The 16,162-nt window shown below is 32.3% G+C and carries 15 protein-coding genes; 2 read left to right on the plus strand and 13 right to left on the minus strand.

Annotation, left to right across the window (positions count from 1 at the left end):
• Positions 1-50: 50 nt before the first annotated feature.
• The 5 genes from HNP99_RS07745 to HNP99_RS07765 all read right to left on the minus strand — a co-directional run bounded on the left by HNP99_RS07745 (position 51) and on the right by HNP99_RS07765 (position 5,741).
• On the minus strand, positions 51-1,850 hold the full coding sequence (locus tag HNP99_RS07745; protein ID WP_173852805.1) for a hypothetical protein: 1,800 nt from the start codon (positions 1,848-1,850) through the stop codon (positions 51-53).
• Between the two features lie 229 nt (positions 1,851-2,079).
• Positions 2,080-2,892, minus strand: coding sequence for a 23S rRNA pseudouridine(2604) synthase RluF (gene rluF / locus HNP99_RS07750; protein WP_173852806.1), 813 nt, complete (start codon positions 2,890-2,892; stop codon positions 2,080-2,082).
• An 83-nt stretch (positions 2,893-2,975) separates the two neighbouring features.
• Positions 2,976-3,824 carry an alpha/beta fold hydrolase gene (locus HNP99_RS07755; RefSeq protein WP_173852807.1) on the minus strand — a complete coding sequence of 283 codons (849 nt, stop codon included), beginning with the start codon at positions 3,822-3,824 and terminating at the stop codon, positions 2,976-2,978.
• Between the two features lie 39 nt (positions 3,825-3,863).
• Positions 3,864-4,643: a zinc ribbon domain-containing protein gene (locus HNP99_RS07760; protein WP_173852808.1), complete on the minus strand. Its 780-nt coding sequence runs from the start codon at positions 4,641-4,643 to the stop codon at positions 3,864-3,866.
• 3 nt (positions 4,644-4,646) lie between these two features.
• Positions 4,647-5,741, minus strand: a complete 1,095-nt coding sequence (locus HNP99_RS07765; protein ID WP_173852809.1) for a Nif3-like dinuclear metal center hexameric protein — start codon at positions 5,739-5,741, stop codon at positions 4,647-4,649.
• Positions 5,742-5,817: 76 nt separating this feature from the next.
• On the opposite strand from HNP99_RS07765, the gene lpxK reads away from it, so the two are divergent.
• Both lpxK and HNP99_RS07775 read left to right on the plus strand, forming a co-directional pair.
• On the plus strand, positions 5,818-6,843 hold the full coding sequence (gene lpxK, locus HNP99_RS07770; RefSeq protein WP_173852810.1) for a tetraacyldisaccharide 4'-kinase: 1,026 nt from the start codon (positions 5,818-5,820) through the stop codon (positions 6,841-6,843).
• Positions 6,815-7,627 carry a purine-nucleoside phosphorylase gene (locus tag HNP99_RS07775; protein WP_173852811.1) on the plus strand — a complete coding sequence of 271 codons (813 nt, stop codon included), beginning with the start codon at positions 6,815-6,817 and terminating at the stop codon, positions 7,625-7,627. The genes lpxK and HNP99_RS07775 overlap by 29 nt, the downstream gene beginning before the upstream one ends.
• Here the strand turns inward: HNP99_RS07775 and HNP99_RS07780 are convergent.
• From HNP99_RS07780 to murB, 8 genes are all read right to left on the minus strand, one after another.
• On the minus strand, positions 7,614-9,794 hold the full coding sequence (locus HNP99_RS07780; protein WP_173852812.1) for a tetratricopeptide repeat-containing hybrid sensor histidine kinase/response regulator: 2,181 nt from the start codon (positions 9,792-9,794) through the stop codon (positions 7,614-7,616). The genes HNP99_RS07775 and HNP99_RS07780 overlap by 14 nt on opposite strands.
• 14 nt (positions 9,795-9,808) lie before the next feature.
• Positions 9,809-10,807 (minus strand): type I glyceraldehyde-3-phosphate dehydrogenase, encoded by a 999-nt coding sequence (gap, locus tag HNP99_RS07785; RefSeq protein ID WP_173852813.1) that lies wholly within the window; start codon positions 10,805-10,807, stop codon positions 9,809-9,811.
• Between the two features lie 51 nt (positions 10,808-10,858).
• Complete coding sequence (gene lipA, locus HNP99_RS07790) at positions 10,859-11,728, minus strand: lipoyl synthase (protein WP_173852814.1); 870 nt, start codon at positions 11,726-11,728, stop codon at positions 10,859-10,861.
• Positions 11,729-11,946: 218 nt separating this feature from the next.
• Complete coding sequence (locus HNP99_RS07795) at positions 11,947-12,780, minus strand: energy transducer TonB (RefSeq protein WP_173852815.1); 834 nt, start codon at positions 12,778-12,780, stop codon at positions 11,947-11,949.
• A 185-nt stretch (positions 12,781-12,965) separates the two neighbouring features.
• A complete protein-coding gene (locus HNP99_RS07800) occupies positions 12,966-13,517 on the minus strand; it encodes an RNA polymerase sigma factor (protein WP_173852816.1) in 552 nt (183 codons plus the stop codon).
• Complete coding sequence (locus tag HNP99_RS07805; RefSeq protein WP_173852817.1) at positions 13,508-14,614, minus strand: glycosyltransferase; 1,107 nt, start codon at positions 14,612-14,614, stop codon at positions 13,508-13,510. Before HNP99_RS07805 ends, HNP99_RS07800 begins: the two co-directional genes overlap by 10 nt.
• A gap of 110 nt (positions 14,615-14,724) precedes the next feature.
• Positions 14,725-14,880, minus strand: coding sequence for a hypothetical protein (locus HNP99_RS17690; protein ID WP_254596835.1), 156 nt, complete (start codon positions 14,878-14,880; stop codon positions 14,725-14,727).
• Between the two features lie 227 nt (positions 14,881-15,107).
• Positions 15,108-16,121, minus strand: coding sequence for a UDP-N-acetylmuramate dehydrogenase (gene murB, locus HNP99_RS07815; protein WP_173852818.1), 1,014 nt, complete (start codon positions 16,119-16,121; stop codon positions 15,108-15,110).
• Positions 16,122-16,162 lie beyond the last annotated feature (41 nt).

Genomic DNA, 16,162 nt, shown 5'->3' on the forward strand with positions numbered 1-16,162 from the left:
TTAGTGATAAAAAAAAAATGACTTGAGATTATCGAGTTATTTTTAATGTTTTATGCTAATAGCGGAATAGCAATGCTTAGTAATTCGTTTTTATAACGATCAAGCAATGTTTGTTCGCTATGGTTTTCTGTTTTAAACGAAGGATTTGCAAGAAATAAATTCTTGTAATAATCAATTCCTTCTAATAAATTGTTGCTAAATAAATTCCATTTTTTTATTTGGGCAGCTGTCACTTCAGTCGAAATTGTGTCGATTTCGTTTTTTAAATAATCAACATACATTTTTAATTCTTTGACAAACATATTGGGACGATCAGTTATTGTAAGTACAGTATCGTTTCCATAGATATGCTGTACCATTTTAGACAAGGAAACTTCTTGGTCAAAGTAAGCCATGTTAGGTCCAGGGCAAACAACTACACCTTGGGCTTGCCCTTTTATTTGCATATCGTTTTCAAGATAAGATGCATTGGCTAGGCCAACACAAAGACAAGATTTATCCGTTATTTTATTCTTGGCATTGTCATACATAACGGCAGTCAAAGTTTCCTTATTGGCTTCTAACTCTTGTAATTTTACATCTTGGTATTTTTTAGAAGCGGTGCAAATTCCTTCGGGACCAAATTCTTTACTCAAGGCTAAAAACTTTTTAGGACAAGAACTTCCTGCTTTGTTATCTTGAATTCTTTTTTGTTTTAGAGCTTCGTTAGTTGTTCCTCTTAATGTATTAAACGGAATCCCTAATGGAGAAATCGGACTTAAATACAAATCTTCTTCTTTGGCTTTCGCCAATAATTCTCGTGTTGATTTATCTACAGAGGTCGCTTCAGGAACTAATAAAAATGGTGATCCCCAACCTACTGAATCTACTTGATAATGAGCTAATAAAAAATCATGTTCTTCCGCAGTTCCTACTCCGCCCTGCACAGTGATTTTAAGGTCTAATGGTTTTTCGGGTATGTGTTTTCCTTTTATTGTTAATGCTTTTACCATTAACTCATGTGCTGATTGAATTAATTGTGCTTTCTTTTCTTTAAATTCTTCTAAAATAGGTCCTAATAAATAACCATCAGTAGCAAATGCATGCCCGCCACAATTAAGTCCTGATTCTACACGATACTCTGATACCCAAAGTCCTTTTTTAGCCAAGAAATTTCCTTGTATCATTGCTGAACGAAAATCACTTACTTTCAAAATAATCTTTTTATTAAGTTGGTTGTTTTCGTTAGGAAAAAAGGCTTCAAAATTTTCAAAATAGCTATACAATCTTGGATTCATCCCAGCAGAAAGTACCACAGACGAACTCAAAGTACTATTAGCAAAACCGCGTAATGAAGCATGCGCATCATTAAACTCAGTTGCTAATTGCTCGTCTTTAATGAAATTATCTTTATCGATTTTAGTCATGATATTTACATCAATCTCACCTGCGCTTAGGTTGTTTTCAAGGTAGTTCATAATCGTTTCCTTTCCTTCTTCCATCAGGTTTTGCAAACCTTGTTTGATATCGGATTTGTTAGGCAACATGGCTATGTAGCTTTCTAATGTTTGTTTGCTTTCGCTTAATTCTTTTTTGAAATTTTCAAATTTGTCTTTTACAATTTTGTCGACTAAATTCAAGTAAGAAGTTACTCGTTGTGCGCGATAGTCGTGCATCTTCTGAGTGATTTCTTGGTACGGAAGATTAAATTTGGTACTATAAAAAGCACTCATTTTTTCAATAAGATCATCATCAATAATCGAAATCACTGATGAGATTCCATATTTAGCAACTCTAATAGGACTATCAATAGTGTACGCTAGTCCCATCACAGGAATATGGAAGGTATGCATTGGTTTAGAAATTGTCATGGATGTGTTTTTAAATAATAATCCACAAATATTACAATTCTAACGCATTAAAAAGCTGATATTTATCATTTGCCCTTTTTTGTGTTATTTATAAGTTCATTAAAAGCGTTTTATAATGAAAGCTCTATTGTTTTTGGAACTTGATTTTCGAAATAAAATAAACAAAAAAAAACACCTCAAAAAACGCTTGTTCTTTGAGGTGTTGTTTATTAATTAAGACAAAATTTGTTTAATATTCATTCCGATTTTTAAATCTAGGATCGTCTCTTTTTATGAATTCGGTTCTTCTTTTAGGAACTTCTGCTTTTGGTAAGCTAGCTTCTTCCGTTTTACTCGAAGGTTCGATAAGTTCGTTTAATTCTTTTATTTCGGCATCTGTTAGATCACGGTAGCGGCCTACAGGGATATCTAGCGAGATATTGATGATTCTGATTCGTTTTAAGGCAGTAACATCATATCCTAAATACTCTGTCATTCTACGAATTTGACGGTTTAGACCTTGTGTAAGAATAATTTTAAAAATGTATTTGCTTATTTGTTCTACTTTACATTTTCGGGTTACCGTATCTAAAATAGGAATTCCGTTCCCCATTCGTTCTATAAAACGATCCGTTATGGGTTTGTTTACGGTTACTGTATATTCTTTTTCATGGTTGTTTCTGGCACGAAGTATCTTGTTTACAATGTCGCCGTCATTAGTCATGAATATTAGCCCTTCACTGGCTTTGTCTAATCGGCCAATAGGAAAAATACGTTTAGGATAATTGATGTAGTCTACAATATTATTACGTACGTCTAAATTAGTAGTGCACTCGATTCCTACCGGTTTATAAAAGGCTAGATAAACTGGCTTTTCGTTTCTCTCTCTAATCAATTTACCGTCAATACGTACTTCGTCATTTTGAGAAACCTTTGTTCCTAGTTCAGGTACTACACCATTGATAGTAACTCTACCTTCTTCAATGATTTTATCTGCTTCACGGCGAGAACAAAATCCTGTTTCTCCAATGAATTTATTAAGACGTTTTAGATTTTCTTCCATAGTGCAAAAGTAATACTAAATTGTTTAATGGTTGAGTTGCTGGTTTGTTTATTTATCTCTTTCTATAAAAGAGCTTTAAAATACTAGTTTGTATCAAATAAAAAGCTAGCAATTTTTTTATAAAGGATATCATCGTGTAAACTATGTCCCAAGCCTTTTGTTGTTACAAAAACAGCATTCTTCCAGGTTTTGGCAATTTTTTCGGCTTCATTAAATAAAACGATAGTGTCATTAGTATCATGAGCAATAAGTCCTTTAGTATGTATTTTAGAAGCAAAATATTTTCCCGAAAAATTATCTAGTTTTAGTTTAAAATTATCGAGATAATGTTTTTCTAAACCGCTATAAATTGTGGTGTTTAAGCTCAACATATTGGTATAGTTTGTTAGGATTACTTTAAAATCACTTGGTGAACCTAAAATAACCATTTTTTCAATATTCTGATTTTGATATTCCGCTTGATAATAAAGGCATGTTTTTGCACCTAATGAATGTCCTACTAAGTATTGAGGTTGGTGTTTTTGAGCCAAAACATCTATAAAAGATGCATACTGCGGAATGTTAAACTCTTTTCCGCTAGAGAGTCCGTGAGCTGGACCATCAAGCGCTATAATAGTGCTTCCGGATTGTTTTAAGTAAGGAAGTATGTTTTCCCAGCGTGACGCGTTACTTTCCCATCCGTGAACTAATAAGATGGTAGTATCGTTACCTTTCCAAGTATAGGTTTGAAAATGTTCTTTATTGTGAAAATGAGTTTCAGTAACTGCTTCTCGCAAAATTTCAGGAAGGTTGTTCTTATCGAGTCTTCCATCACGAGGTTCGCTAAATAAAGAGTAGGCGAGCTGTATTGCTTTGTCAGGATATACTAAACTGAGGATGTTAATGTATAATCCGATAGACTTGGTGAAAATAAATTTAAAGGTTTTTTTCATAATAAAAAAGTCCCGATGTGTATCGGGACTTAAATATAATTAAAATTTAGAAAATAACTTTTCCATTTTTTCTTTTTCTTCATCGGCTAGTCCGCTGTCAACTAAAATTCTTCCTGAATGCTCATCAGTGATGATTTTCTTTCTAGAAGCAATTTCAACTTGAGTTTGTGGCGGAATCGTAAAGAATGATCCTGCAGAAGCGCCTCTTTCAATAGATACAACTGCTAATCCGTTACGAACACTAGTTCTAATTCTTGTGTATGCTGCAAGAAGTCTATCTTCAATTGAGTTTTGAAACTCAAGAGATTTTTCAGTCAAATAAGCTTCTTCTTTCGCTGTTTCAGCCATAATAGCTTCAAGCTCAGATTTTTTGTGCTTTAAGTGATTCGATTTTGTTTCTAATCTGTCTTTAGACTGAGAGATAACTTCTTTTTTGTGTTCAATAGAAGCTTTCATTTCTTTAATTTGCTTTTCAGCTAATTGAATTTCAAGTTCTTGGAATTCAACTTCTTTAGTTAAAGAGTTAAATTCTCTATTATTACGAACACTTTCTTGTTGTTTTGTGTATTTTTTGATCGCCTCTTTGTGCTCATCAATTGCATTCTTTTTTGATTTGATTAGGTCTTCAACTACTTCTAGTTCCCCTTTCAATTTCTCAGAACGTGTGCTCAAACCAGCAACTTCATCTTCTAAATCTTCCACTTCAAGAGGAAGTTCACCTCTTACATTTCTAATTTCGTCAATTCTAGAGTCAATCAATTGTAAATCGTATATTGCTCTTAACTTGTCCTCAACACTTAATTCTTTCGTATTCGCCATATTCTATAAGTACTTAACTGGATTTGTATTTTCTTCAGATAAAATTATTGCAAAATTAAGGATTTTTTTCCGAAGATAATCAACAATATAATTTTTTGTATACCGTTCGCTCTCAAAATGTCCAATATCTGCTAAAAGTAGGCTATTTTCGGCTTCATAAAACTGATGATATTTTAAATCTGCAGTCAAGAAAGCGTCGGCACCAGCCATAATTGCGTTTTTTATGGCATAACTTCCTGATCCACCTAAAACAGCAACTTTTTTTATTTTTTTATTGGTAAAAGCCGAATGTCGTATTCCATCTGCGATCATTTTACCTTTTACAAGCATTAAAAAGTCTTTTTCATCCATCGGTTCTTCAAATTCTCCAATCATTCCAAGACCAATATTCTGATGATTATTCTCTAATTCATAAATTTCGTATGCTACTTCCTCATAGATATGATTGTTAAATAAGGCTTTTAAAATTTTCGATTCTAAATATTTTTCAAAAGTAACTTCGATTTTAATTTCTTCTGCTTGAACAAATTCAAAACGTTCTCCTATTACGGGATTACTATTCTGTGTTCCTTTATAGGTTCCTATTCCGTTAGTGTTGAAACTACAGTTTTCATAATTACCTATTTTTCCAGCTCCAGCTTCAAAAAGGGCTTCTCGAAGTTTTTCTGCATTATCTAAAGTAGTAAAAGCGGTTAGCTTTCGAATAAAATTTTGCTTCGGAATCAGTATTTTAGTATTTGTTAGTCCCAAAGCGCTGCAAAATATTTTATTGACACCTTCTTGATGGTTGTCTAGCGCAGTATGGACGGCGTAAATAGCAATGTCATTTTTTATAGCCTTAATTATCGCACGTTCTACATAGTTTTTTCCAGTAATTTTTTTTAGACCTGAAAACAAAATAGGGTGAAAGCAAACTACTAAATTACATTGTTTTGCAATTGCTTCATCAATGACGCTTTCGAGTGCATCGTGACATACTAAAATTCCAGTTGCTTGTGTGTTTTGATCTCCAACTAATAATCCTACATTATCAAAATCTTCTGCATAGGCGAGAGGTGCCATTTCATCAAGTACAATAAGGATGTCTTTTATTTTCATTTTTTCATTTTTTTTGAAGTAAACAAATTAACGAATAAACAAATCAACTTTAAAATAAAAAATATACTTTCGTATTATGAATGTACTTCGAAAAATACTTTTCCCCTTTGCAATCCTTTACGGACTTATTACAAGTATTCGCAATTTTTTATTCGATAAAGGAGTCTTGAAGTCGGTTAGTTTTGATTTGCCAGTCATTGCTGTTGGTAATTTAAGTGTAGGAGGAACTGGAAAAACGCCTCAGATTGAATATTTAATTAGATTACTTCAAGACGAATACCGCGTGGCTACATTAAGTCGTGGTTATAAAAGAGAATCAGCGGGTTTTATTCTTGCTGATGCAAATTCAAATGCTAAAATTATTGGCGATGAGCCTTTTCAATATTATCAAAAATTTAAAAAAATCCAAGTTGCTGTTGATGCAAGTAGGGTAAATGGTATTGAACAATTGCTTTCGGAAAAGCTTCCCCCTCAAGTTGTTTTACTTGATGATGCCTATCAACACCGCAAAGTAAAAGCGGGTTTTTATGTTTTACTGACATCTTATGGTGATTTATATGCGGATGATTTTATGCTCCCTACTGGAAATTTAAGAGAGTATAAAAGTGGTTCCAAAAGAGCAGATGTTGTTGTAGTGACTAAATGTCCTACAGCGGTTTCAGAGAATGAACGGCAGTTGATTGACGCTAAGCTTAAATTAAAAACAAACCAACAATTGTTTTTTACTACTATTGCTTACGATGAATGTATTTACTCTTCAAAGGAGCAAATTAATGTGGCTGATTTAGTTGGGCGAGATAAATTACTTTTGGCAGGAATTGCAAAACCTGAGTCTTTTTTTGCATATTTGCAGGCTGCAAATGATGTAACGATGGTTTATCCAGATCACCATCAATTTACAGCAAACGATATTTTAGAGATAAAAAATAAATCAAAAAACAAAATCATTATTACTACCGAAAAGGACTTTGTGCGATTAAAGGGATGCGGTCTTGAGGATCAACTTTATTATTTGCCTATAAAAAGTGCCTTCCTTAGTAGTGAAGATTTGTTTAGAAAAAAAATCATGAATTATGTGGGAACAAGTACAAGAAACCGTTAATTACATTAACAAAATAAATAATTTCAATCCTGAATATGGAGTTATTCTAGGATCAGGGTTAGGTAGTTTTACTGAAGATATTGATATAGCATTTACTTTGCCATATAATGAGATTCCAAATTTTCCTGTTTCTACAGTGCAAGGGCACAAAGGAGCATTGGTTTTTGGGACTATTGGAGATAAAAAAGTAGTAGCTATGCAAGGTCGTTTTCATTATTATGAAGGCTACTCTATGAAGGAAGTGACTTTTCCAGTGCGTGTTTTAAAATATTTAGGTGTTAAGAAATTAATTGTTTCTAATGCTTCAGGTGGAGTGAATCCTGATTACAAAATAGGAGAAATTATTATTATTAAAGACCATATCAATTTTACTCCAGAGCATCCTTTACGTGGTGCAAACGATGAACGTTTTGGTCCGCGATTTGTAAATATGAGCGAGCCTTATTCTAGAAAAATGATCGCTAAAGCAAAAGCGTTAGCAACTGAATTAAATATTGAAGTTAAAGATGGAATATATTTAGGACTTCAAGGCCCTAGTTTTGAAACTTTGGCAGAATATAAAATGGTGAAAATTCTAGGTGCTGACTGCGTAGGGATGTCTACTGTTCCTGAGGTTATTGTAGCACGTCACATGGACTTAGAGACTTTTGGTGTATCAGTAATTACAGATATAGGTGATGAGGCTAATATTGACTCAATATCACATGATGAAGTACTAGAAGCGGCGCAAAATGCAGAGCCAAATGTTAGAAAATTAATAAGAGAGTTGATTAAGACTTACTAGTAGTTAACATGTTATTCATAATAACATTGTAGAAATCTTCGGGAGCGAATGGTTTTGTAACCACATCGTTCATACCAAAGGATAATAGCATTTCTCTATTTTCATCTAGAGAAATTGCTGTTATTGCAATTATAGGGGTAATTTCATTTGACTTCCTGATTTCTCTAGTAGCAATCGTACCATTTATACCAGGTAAGTGCACATCCATTAAAACCATGTCGTAACTATTGTCTTTAACGTTTTTTATGGCTTCTTCGCCATTATCAATAATAGTACATATAACGCCTTTATTTTCAAGCATTTTTGTAGTAATCATTTGATTGATTTTGTTGTCTTCAACAACAAGGAATTTTTTATTTTTTAATATTGCGTAGTCTGAGTTACTTTGTTTTAAGTCGGCTTTTAAGTCATTGTTAATGTCAAATTCTAAATCAAAATAGAACGTAGATCCTTTTCCTAATTCGCTGCTTAATTGTATCGTACCTCCCAATATTTCAATTAATTTTTTTACTATCGTTAATCCTAAACCTGTTCCACCATACTTGCGATTAATTTCTACTGATCCTTGTGAGAAACTTTCAAATACCGTTTCTAGTTTATCTTTTGATATTCCTATTCCGGTATCAATTATCGTAAAATAAATGTGTGCTTTTTTGTTATCAAGGATGTTTGTTTTAGTAGTAACAGTTACACTTCCGTCTTTAGTGAACTTAAGTGCGTTGTTTATTAAATTCATGAAAATTTGAGACAGCTTAGTAGGATCTCCTACTAAGCTGTCAGGGATATATGAATCTAATTGTAAAGTGAAATTATTATTATTTGTTTTAGCTAAACCGTTTAGAGAATTTTTAATGTCTTCTAATAATTCTTTTAGATTGAAACTAATATTCTCAATTTCTATTTTGTTAGACTCGATTTTGTTAATCTCTAAAATTTCATTGATGAAGGTAGAAAGATAATTTCCTGAGAATTTTAAAGAAGAGAGGTAATGTAGTTGAGATTTCTTTGGATTTTCCTCCATTAATAGATGCGTTATTCCGTTGATTGCATTTAATGGTGTGCGTAGTTCGTGACTAACTGTAGAAAGAAATTCAGATCGTGCCTTAGATGCTTTTTCTGTTTTTTCTTTTTCGAGGATTAACTCATTATTTTTTTCTTTTAAAAGTAAGTTAGTCTTGTTTCTAATAATGTTGTTTTTGTATAATGATAAACTCAATAACGACAAAATAGATATTAAAGCAACAGCGAGAATATTAATAAGTTTAGAGAATTTATTAGTTTTTTGTTTCTCTGCATTTTGTTTATTAATGCGTTCAATATTTTTTAAACGCTGTGTTTCTTTAAAGTTTTCATAATCGTCAATACCTAGTTTTTGATTATTTAAAATGTCTATACTCTCTTTTAGGTTTAAGTGTTGTTTTAAATAAGCGTACGCTTTATTTTTTTCAAGCATTTTTTCATGAACATAGCTTAACGCTAATAAAATATTCGAACGCTGTTGTAGGTTTTTGTCTTTAGTGCTTAATTCGTAAGCTTTGTTAAAGTAATTTAAAGCAAAATTATTTCTTTTGCTATCAGATTCTATAAGTCCCATTTGATAGTAGGCTTCTGTTTTTGACTCTGAATTTTTAACAGTGGTGGGTAAAGTGATTATAGCATTGAATAAATTTTTGCTTTTTTCAAGGTTGCCTTTTTCTCTAAAAATTATTGCTTTTTGAAGATTTATTAGATAGAAATCATCGGTGATTTTTAAAGCTCTTTTAATTTGTTCACTTTTGTTGAAGTAAATAGTTGCTGTGTTAAAATCTCCTTTTCGACTTTTGGTTAAACCAAGGTAATAATAAGCTTCAGAACGCTCAACGGAGATTGGGAAATTTTCAAAAAGCGTAATGCTCTCTGTAAGAAAATTTGTAGCATCATTATTTTTATTAAGATCATAATATATTTTTCCTAAATGAAATGTTTGAATCGCTTGATTTAATTTGTCTGAATTTACCTCACTGTAATTGATTGCTTTTTGAGTGTAATCAATTGCATTTTTATAGTTGTTTTTTAGAATGTTAGTTTGAGCTGCTTTGTTATAAAAAGAAATGCTATCTACAGGCTCTTTGTCTTGAGCGTATAGAAGTGAGTTAAAAAAAACAATAAAAAACACAAAACATTTCATTTAGTTTTTCTGTATTATTTTGCCATTGTTAGCAATATTAAGTCGATTAATCGTGATGAATAGCCAATTTCATTATCATACCAGCCTACAACTTTTACCATTTTATCGATAACCGATGTTAGCTGTGCATCAAAAACACAAGAATTTTTATTTCCAATAATGTCAACTGATACTATAGGGTCTTCTGTGTAATCTAAGATTCCTTTTAAATTATTTTGAGCTGCATTTTTAAAAGCAGCATTAATTTCTTCAATTGTCACGGCGCGTTTCACATTAAATGTAATGTCTGTCAATGAGCCATCAGGTACAGGTACACGAATACCACAGCCTCCTATTTTTCCCTCTAATGTAGGGAAAATTTTTGTCAATGCCTTTGCTGCACCAGTTGTTGTAGGAACAATTGATTGGCTAGCACCGCGAGCTCTACGTAGATCCTTATGGGGTTGGTCATGTAAACTCTGGTCTGTTGTGTAAGAATGTATTGTGGTAATGTAAGCTTGCTCTATGCCACATAATTCTTTTATTACTTTCATCATTGGTGCTGCATTATTTGTTGTGCAGCTCGCATTTGATATAATTTTTTCTGTACCGTTTAATATATGTTCATTAACACCTAAGACTACTGTTTTTATAGTGTCAACTTCTGATGGAGCAGATAAAATTACTTTTTTTGCTCCAGCAATAATATGACTATTTAACTCGTCAAAGGTTTTGTATTTTCCTGTTGATTCTATTACATAATCAATGTTTAACGCCTTCCAATCTAGGTTCGCAATGCTCTTTTCGTGAAAAAAAGCAAAAAACTGTTCCTCAATATAGAAACCGTTTTTATCTAGATTTATTGTGTGGGGTAAAACCCCATGTATGCTATCGTATTTTAATAAATGAGCCATTGTCTTCGTATCGGCAATGTCATTTATAGCTACAACCTCTATTTTTGGATGGTTTAGAAGTAGGCGAAATAAATTTCTGCCTATTCTCCCAAAACCATTTATGGCAACTCTTGTTTTCAATTTTTATGGCGAGATCTCTTAATCGATTAATAAAACAACCGACTAAATATTTTATAAAATATGTTTTTGTGCTTTGTAAGAAGAACGAACTAAAGGTCCGCTTTCTACATGTCTGAAACCTAATTCTAATCCAAATTGCTCGTATTTTGCAAATTGCTCAGGCGTGATAAATTCTTTAACAGGCAAATGCTTTTTACTTGGTTGCAAGTATTGACCTATAGTCACAATATCAACATTAGCATCGCGAAGGTCTCTCATTGTTTGGTAAACTTCATCTTCTTGTTCACCAAGACCTAACATAATACCAGACTTGGTACGCTTGATTCCTTTTTCTTTCAGGTAACGTAACACCTCTAGGCTTCGGTCGTATTTTGCTTGAATACGTACTTCACGTGTCAATCTACGTACTGTTTCCATATTGTGAGAAACTACCTCAGGATTTGCTTCAACTACACGGTCTATGTTTCTTTCGATTCCTTGAAAATCAGGAATCAGAGTTTCTAGAGTAGTATTTGGGTTCATTCTACGGATAGCTTTTACGGTTTCAATCCAAATAATTGATCCACCATCTTTTAAATCATCTCTATCAACGCTAGTAATTACTGCATGTTTGATGTTCATGATTTTAATAGAGCGTGCTACTTTTTCAGGTTCATCCCAGTCAACTGTTTCAGGTCTTCCTGTTTTTACACCGCAAAAACCACAAGAGCGAGTGCAGGTATTTCCTAAAATCATAAAAGTAGCAGTTCCTTCACCCCAGCATTCGCCCATATTTGGACAACTACCAGAAGCACAAATTGTATTTAAGCTATATTTATCTACTAAGCCACGTAACTCAGTATATTTTTGTCCTATTGGGAGTTTTACCTTTAGCCATTTTGGTTTTGCAACAGGTAAATTAGTATCTATAATAGTTTCCATAAATTAATTTTCAATACTACAAAGATAGGTAAAGTGTATTTAAAATATAGCGATTAACATCCCAAGGTTTGAGATACTTTTTTATTAGAAGAAAGTGGTTTTTGTTTTAGTAGCTATTTTCAAACATGACGTTTTAAACGATCAGATACTTAATTTGTAAAAAAGTTGTTTTGTAAAATAAAAAAAGCATAATCGGTTAGATTATGCTTTTTAAATTATTAATTTACTTGAACCATTATGGGTAAGTTGTAGGCAGTACGAACTACTTGTTTATCGATCATTCCTGGTAACCATTTTGTTCTCATTGATTTCAAAACACGAATAGCTTCTTTGTCTAATCCGTAACCAGGGTTATTTTTTACTTGTATGTTGCTCATTGAGCCGTCTTTCTCTACCACAAAGGATACATATATTTTTAGGGTTTTTTCATTGTAAATTTCTTGAGATTCAAATTTATTAGCCACAAAAGCATAAAATTTATTGATTCCTCCTGGAAATTCTGGTAATTTATCTAAAATAGCGCTTGTTACTAACGTGTCACCATAGTTAGTAGGTGTGCTAAAAACTACATTGTTACCTTTTGAAGGAAGGGTAGGGTTTTTACCTATAACTCCAGCTGTGTTGTTAGTGGTTGGTTGTATGACAACAGCCTCAACATTAGTTGCTATATCTGGCGTTGCAAGCTCAGGTTTTACAATCGTAGGATTTACTAATTGCTTTTTAATAGTAACTTCGGGGATTTTCTCCACAATTGATTTTACCGCTGGCATTTCTCTAATAGGTTCAGCTACTGGAGGGGGTATGTTTGCGATTTCAATAATTCTCTCAATTGGGTCTAATGGAGAAGAAGATGTTATCGTACTACTAGTTTGAAATAATCCTACTACCTTAGGGATGTACACTATAGTTGCGCATAATAACACACCTATGAAGAGTGCAGTCAAAGATGTTTTTCCGCTGTCTTGACGCAATTGGTAGGCTCCGTATTCCTTGTTTTTGTGCTCGAAAACTAGATTAATCCAGTTCGCTTCGTAGATGCTTTGTTTTGACATAGTTTAAAGATTTAAAGGTTAGGTAATTATTAAATCATAAGCAAAAAGGTATTTAAGTTAAAACGAAAATCACAAGAATTTTATTACTGTAATTTAGTTAATTTTTAAATACAAAAGCATTTAATTTGTTAATATGTTTAAAATAATTTAAACATATCATTTTTTAAGTGTGAAATGGGTGGTGTTTACCTTTTGTTTCTAATGATTTCAGCCAGTAGCTTCTTAGCGCGAAGCAATTTTACCTTTATATTACTTAATGGTTCATTTATAGTTGTAGCTATTTCTTGATAACTCATTTCTTGAAAATAACGCAATTGAATTACTTCTTGATAATGTGGTTTTAGCTCTTTAATGTAACGTAATAAGCGAGAAAGGTTTTGTTCAGTAATCAATTCGTCTTCTGCAGATGGAGTGGTATCTGCAATATTGTATGCTTTTTGATCTTCTTTGTCAGTGATCTCAACAAAAAGACTGGATTTCTTTTTGCGTAATAAATCAATATGTACATTTTTAGCAATACTAATTAACCAGGTGTTAAACTGAAATTCAGGATTGTAAGTGGCTATTTTGTCAAATGCCTTAGAGAATGTTTCAATGGTGATATCTTCAGCACTAGTTTCATTTTCTGTTCGTTTGAGTATAAAACCATACACTTCATTCCAGTAATGATTCAATAGAAAGGTAAAGGCAGTTTGGTCCCCTTTTTTAGCTTTTTCTATTTGAGTTATTATTTCCAATTTGCTGGTTTTGAGAAAATATTAGCGAAAAATATATTAATTTGTGTGAATATAAGTACTATTTCGACAATAGGAAACCAATATTTTAAATCTTTTTCATTTAATTTTCCTGCAGTATATCCTACCACTGTCCAAGCGCAGCTATATCTAATTAAAATCAAGGAGAGTACAATTATCCATTGAAATTGAAATGCTAATAAAATTATAGGTAAAATAAGGAATAACAATTGAGAGCAATAAAAAACACCAAGCTTTATTTGATCTCTTTTTTTATAAAAATTTGCTGTTGCAATATGGCGTCTCTTTTGCGTAAGCCAGTCTGAATATTTTGTTTTAGGTTTAGAATACGTAAAACTATCTGGAGAGTAAGCTATAGTTGTGTTTTTTGCTGTTGCGGCTTCATTAATGAATAAATCATCATCACCTGAGCGAACTTGAATGTGGTTGATAAACCCATTTACATTAAAGAAAACGTCTTTTTTATAGGCTAGATTTCTTCCTACACCCATATAAGGACTTCCTATTTTAGCCCAAGAAAAATATTGTAATGCTGTCATTACCGTTTCAAAACGAATTATTTTATTTAAGAACGATTTTGCTATTTTTTCATAACCACCATATCCTAAAACAATCGTTTTTTGCATTGTAAATTGTGAGCTCATTGCTGTGATCCAATCTTTTGAAGTTGGGTAACAATCAGCATCTGTAAAAAGGAGGTAATCTTTACTTGCTGTTTTGATACCTAAAGTTAATGCATATTTTTTATTACCCCAAAAAGCTTCATTGTTCTCAACTTTTACAAGGCGGATGTTGTTGTATTTTTTTTCGAATTCTTCAAAAAGTTCTAACGTATTATCACTAGAAGCATCATCGATTAAGATAATTTCAAAGTCGGGATAATCTTGTTCAGCTAAAAGCGGAATGAATTGTTTTACATTTTCCTCTTCGTTTTTAGCACAAACAATTACAGAAATAGGTAGTTTTTTAGGGGTTACTTTTTGCTTTTTTGCGAAAGCGAACTTCCCAAAAACAACTAAATAGTAAAGAACCTGAAGAAAAACAATAAAAATAAAAAAGTAAAGAATTAGTATAAGCATCAGAGTTTAATGTGTGTTTAAATCGTCTGCAAAGGTATGAATACAATTAGTAAGTTTATATTTTAAATTATGAATTTTATAATAAATTATCGAGGACATTTTTTCATTTCTTATGCTATTACTATAGCTTCTGGTTGCACTTTCTTTTCTAACTCCAAAATAATGTTTTGATAATTTTTTGTATCTCTATTTTGAGATAACTTTTTAGTAGCTTCAATTGCAGTAATATTTATTTCAAAGGCTACAATTCCGCGGCTTTGTAGCATTATTTTAGTAGTTAAGTCATCAGCTTTTTACTGGATTTTCTTTTGATAGCTGTCCTTCTAAAATAGTGTTTCTCGTTTCATCTGTACTTAATACTAACGGAATATGCGTAATGCATAATTTTAAAGCTGTTTAATTGATCAAAAGGTCAAAACCATTTTCTTGGATAAATTGGTTTATTTCTTCAGTATTTTTATTCTTATAAATGTCAGTAGTGTATATTTTGATACTAGATTATGTTGACTTCGGCTTCAATATGTATGCCGTACGTGCGGAATATAGTTTGCTGTATTTCTTTGGATACATCCAAAATTTCCTGACCAGTAGCGTTGCCGTAATTTACTAAAACTAAAGCTTGGTTTTTATGAACACCAGCATCACCAAAACGTTTTCCTTTAAAACCTGCTTGCTCAATTAACCATCCTGCAGGGACTTTTACTTCGGTTGCTGAGATTTCAAAATATTTCATTTCTGGAAATTTAGCGTGGATAGGTTCAAATTCAGATTTAGAAATGATAGGGTTTTTAAAAAAACTTCCGCTGTTTCCTAATTCTTTTGGATCAGGTAATTTACTTTGACGAATGGCAATAACGGCATTACTAACGTCTCTTAAACTGGGAATTGTTATGTTTTTTTTATCCAATTCGCCTGTGATGTCTCCGTATGAAGTATTTATTTTATGGTTGCGTTTGGTCAATTTAAAAACTACTGATGTAATGATATATTGGTCTTTTACATCGTTTTTAAAAATGCTTTCGCGGTATCCAAAATGGCATTCTTCTTTATTAAATGCAACACTTTCTTGATTTGCAATGGCAACCGTATTGCATGAAACAAAACAGTCTTTAATTTCGGTGCCGTAAGCGCCAATGTTTTGAACTGGTGTTGTGCCTACGTTTCCAGGAATAAGCGACATGTTTTCTAGTCCGCCAAAATCTTGATTTATAGTCCATAGCACAAATTCATGCCAGTTTTCACCCGCCTGACTTTCGACCCAAACAAAATCCTCATCTTCGTCAATTATTTTTTTTCCTTTTAGATCAATATGTATTACAAGTGCGTCAATATCCTGCGTTAATAGCATATTGCTGCCGCCACCTAATATGAATTTAGTAACTGATTGGGTTGTTGCTAAAAGTGTTTTTAATTCGGTAACAGACTTTATTGCAATGAATTGTTTTGCTTTGGCTTCGATGCCAAAAGTATTGTAGTTTTTTAAAGAAAAATTATGTTGAATTTCCATAAAAGTAAATGCTTTGTATTAAGGTGAACAAGTTTCAAAAG

The organism is Flavobacterium gelidicaeli, from assembly GCF_013294005.1.
GTDB lineage: Bacteria > Bacteroidota > Bacteroidia > Flavobacteriales > Flavobacteriaceae > Flavobacterium.

What these genes read in the sequence shown, in the direction of transcription:
- HNP99_RS07780 (WP_173852812.1), bottom strand. Translation starts at nt 9,794, where the DNA reads ATGAAATGTTTTGTGTTTTTTATTGTTTTTTTTAACTCACTTCTATAC.
- HNP99_RS07755 (WP_173852807.1), bottom strand. Translation starts at nt 3,824, where the DNA reads ATGAAAAAAACCTTTAAATTTATTTTCACCAAGTCTATCGGATTATAC.
- murB (WP_173852818.1), bottom strand. Translation starts at nt 16,121, where the DNA reads ATGGAAATTCAACATAATTTTTCTTTAAAAAACTACAATACTTTTGGC.
- lpxK (WP_173852810.1), top strand. Translation starts at nt 5,818, where the DNA reads ATGAATGTACTTCGAAAAATACTTTTCCCCTTTGCAATCCTTTACGGA.
- HNP99_RS07795 (WP_173852815.1), bottom strand. Translation starts at nt 12,780, where the DNA reads ATGTCAAAACAAAGCATCTACGAAGCGAACTGGATTAATCTAGTTTTC.
- rluF (WP_173852806.1), bottom strand. Translation starts at nt 2,892, where the DNA reads ATGGAAGAAAATCTAAAACGTCTTAATAAATTCATTGGAGAAACAGGA.
- HNP99_RS17690 (WP_254596835.1), bottom strand. Translation starts at nt 14,880, where the DNA reads ATGCTACAAAGCCGCGGAATTGTAGCCTTTGAAATAAATATTACTGCA.
- HNP99_RS07805 (WP_173852817.1), bottom strand. Translation starts at nt 14,614, where the DNA reads ATGCTTATACTAATTCTTTACTTTTTTATTTTTATTGTTTTTCTTCAG.
- HNP99_RS07765 (WP_173852809.1), bottom strand. Translation starts at nt 5,741, where the DNA reads ATGAAAATAAAAGACATCCTTATTGTACTTGATGAAATGGCACCTCTC.
- lipA (WP_173852814.1), bottom strand. Translation starts at nt 11,728, where the DNA reads ATGGAAACTATTATAGATACTAATTTACCTGTTGCAAAACCAAAATGG.
- HNP99_RS07745 (WP_173852805.1), bottom strand. Translation starts at nt 1,850, where the DNA reads ATGACAATTTCTAAACCAATGCATACCTTCCATATTCCTGTGATGGGA.
- HNP99_RS07775 (WP_173852811.1), top strand. Translation starts at nt 6,815, where the DNA reads ATGTGGGAACAAGTACAAGAAACCGTTAATTACATTAACAAAATAAAT.
- HNP99_RS07760 (WP_173852808.1), bottom strand. Translation starts at nt 4,643, where the DNA reads ATGGCGAATACGAAAGAATTAAGTGTTGAGGACAAGTTAAGAGCAATA.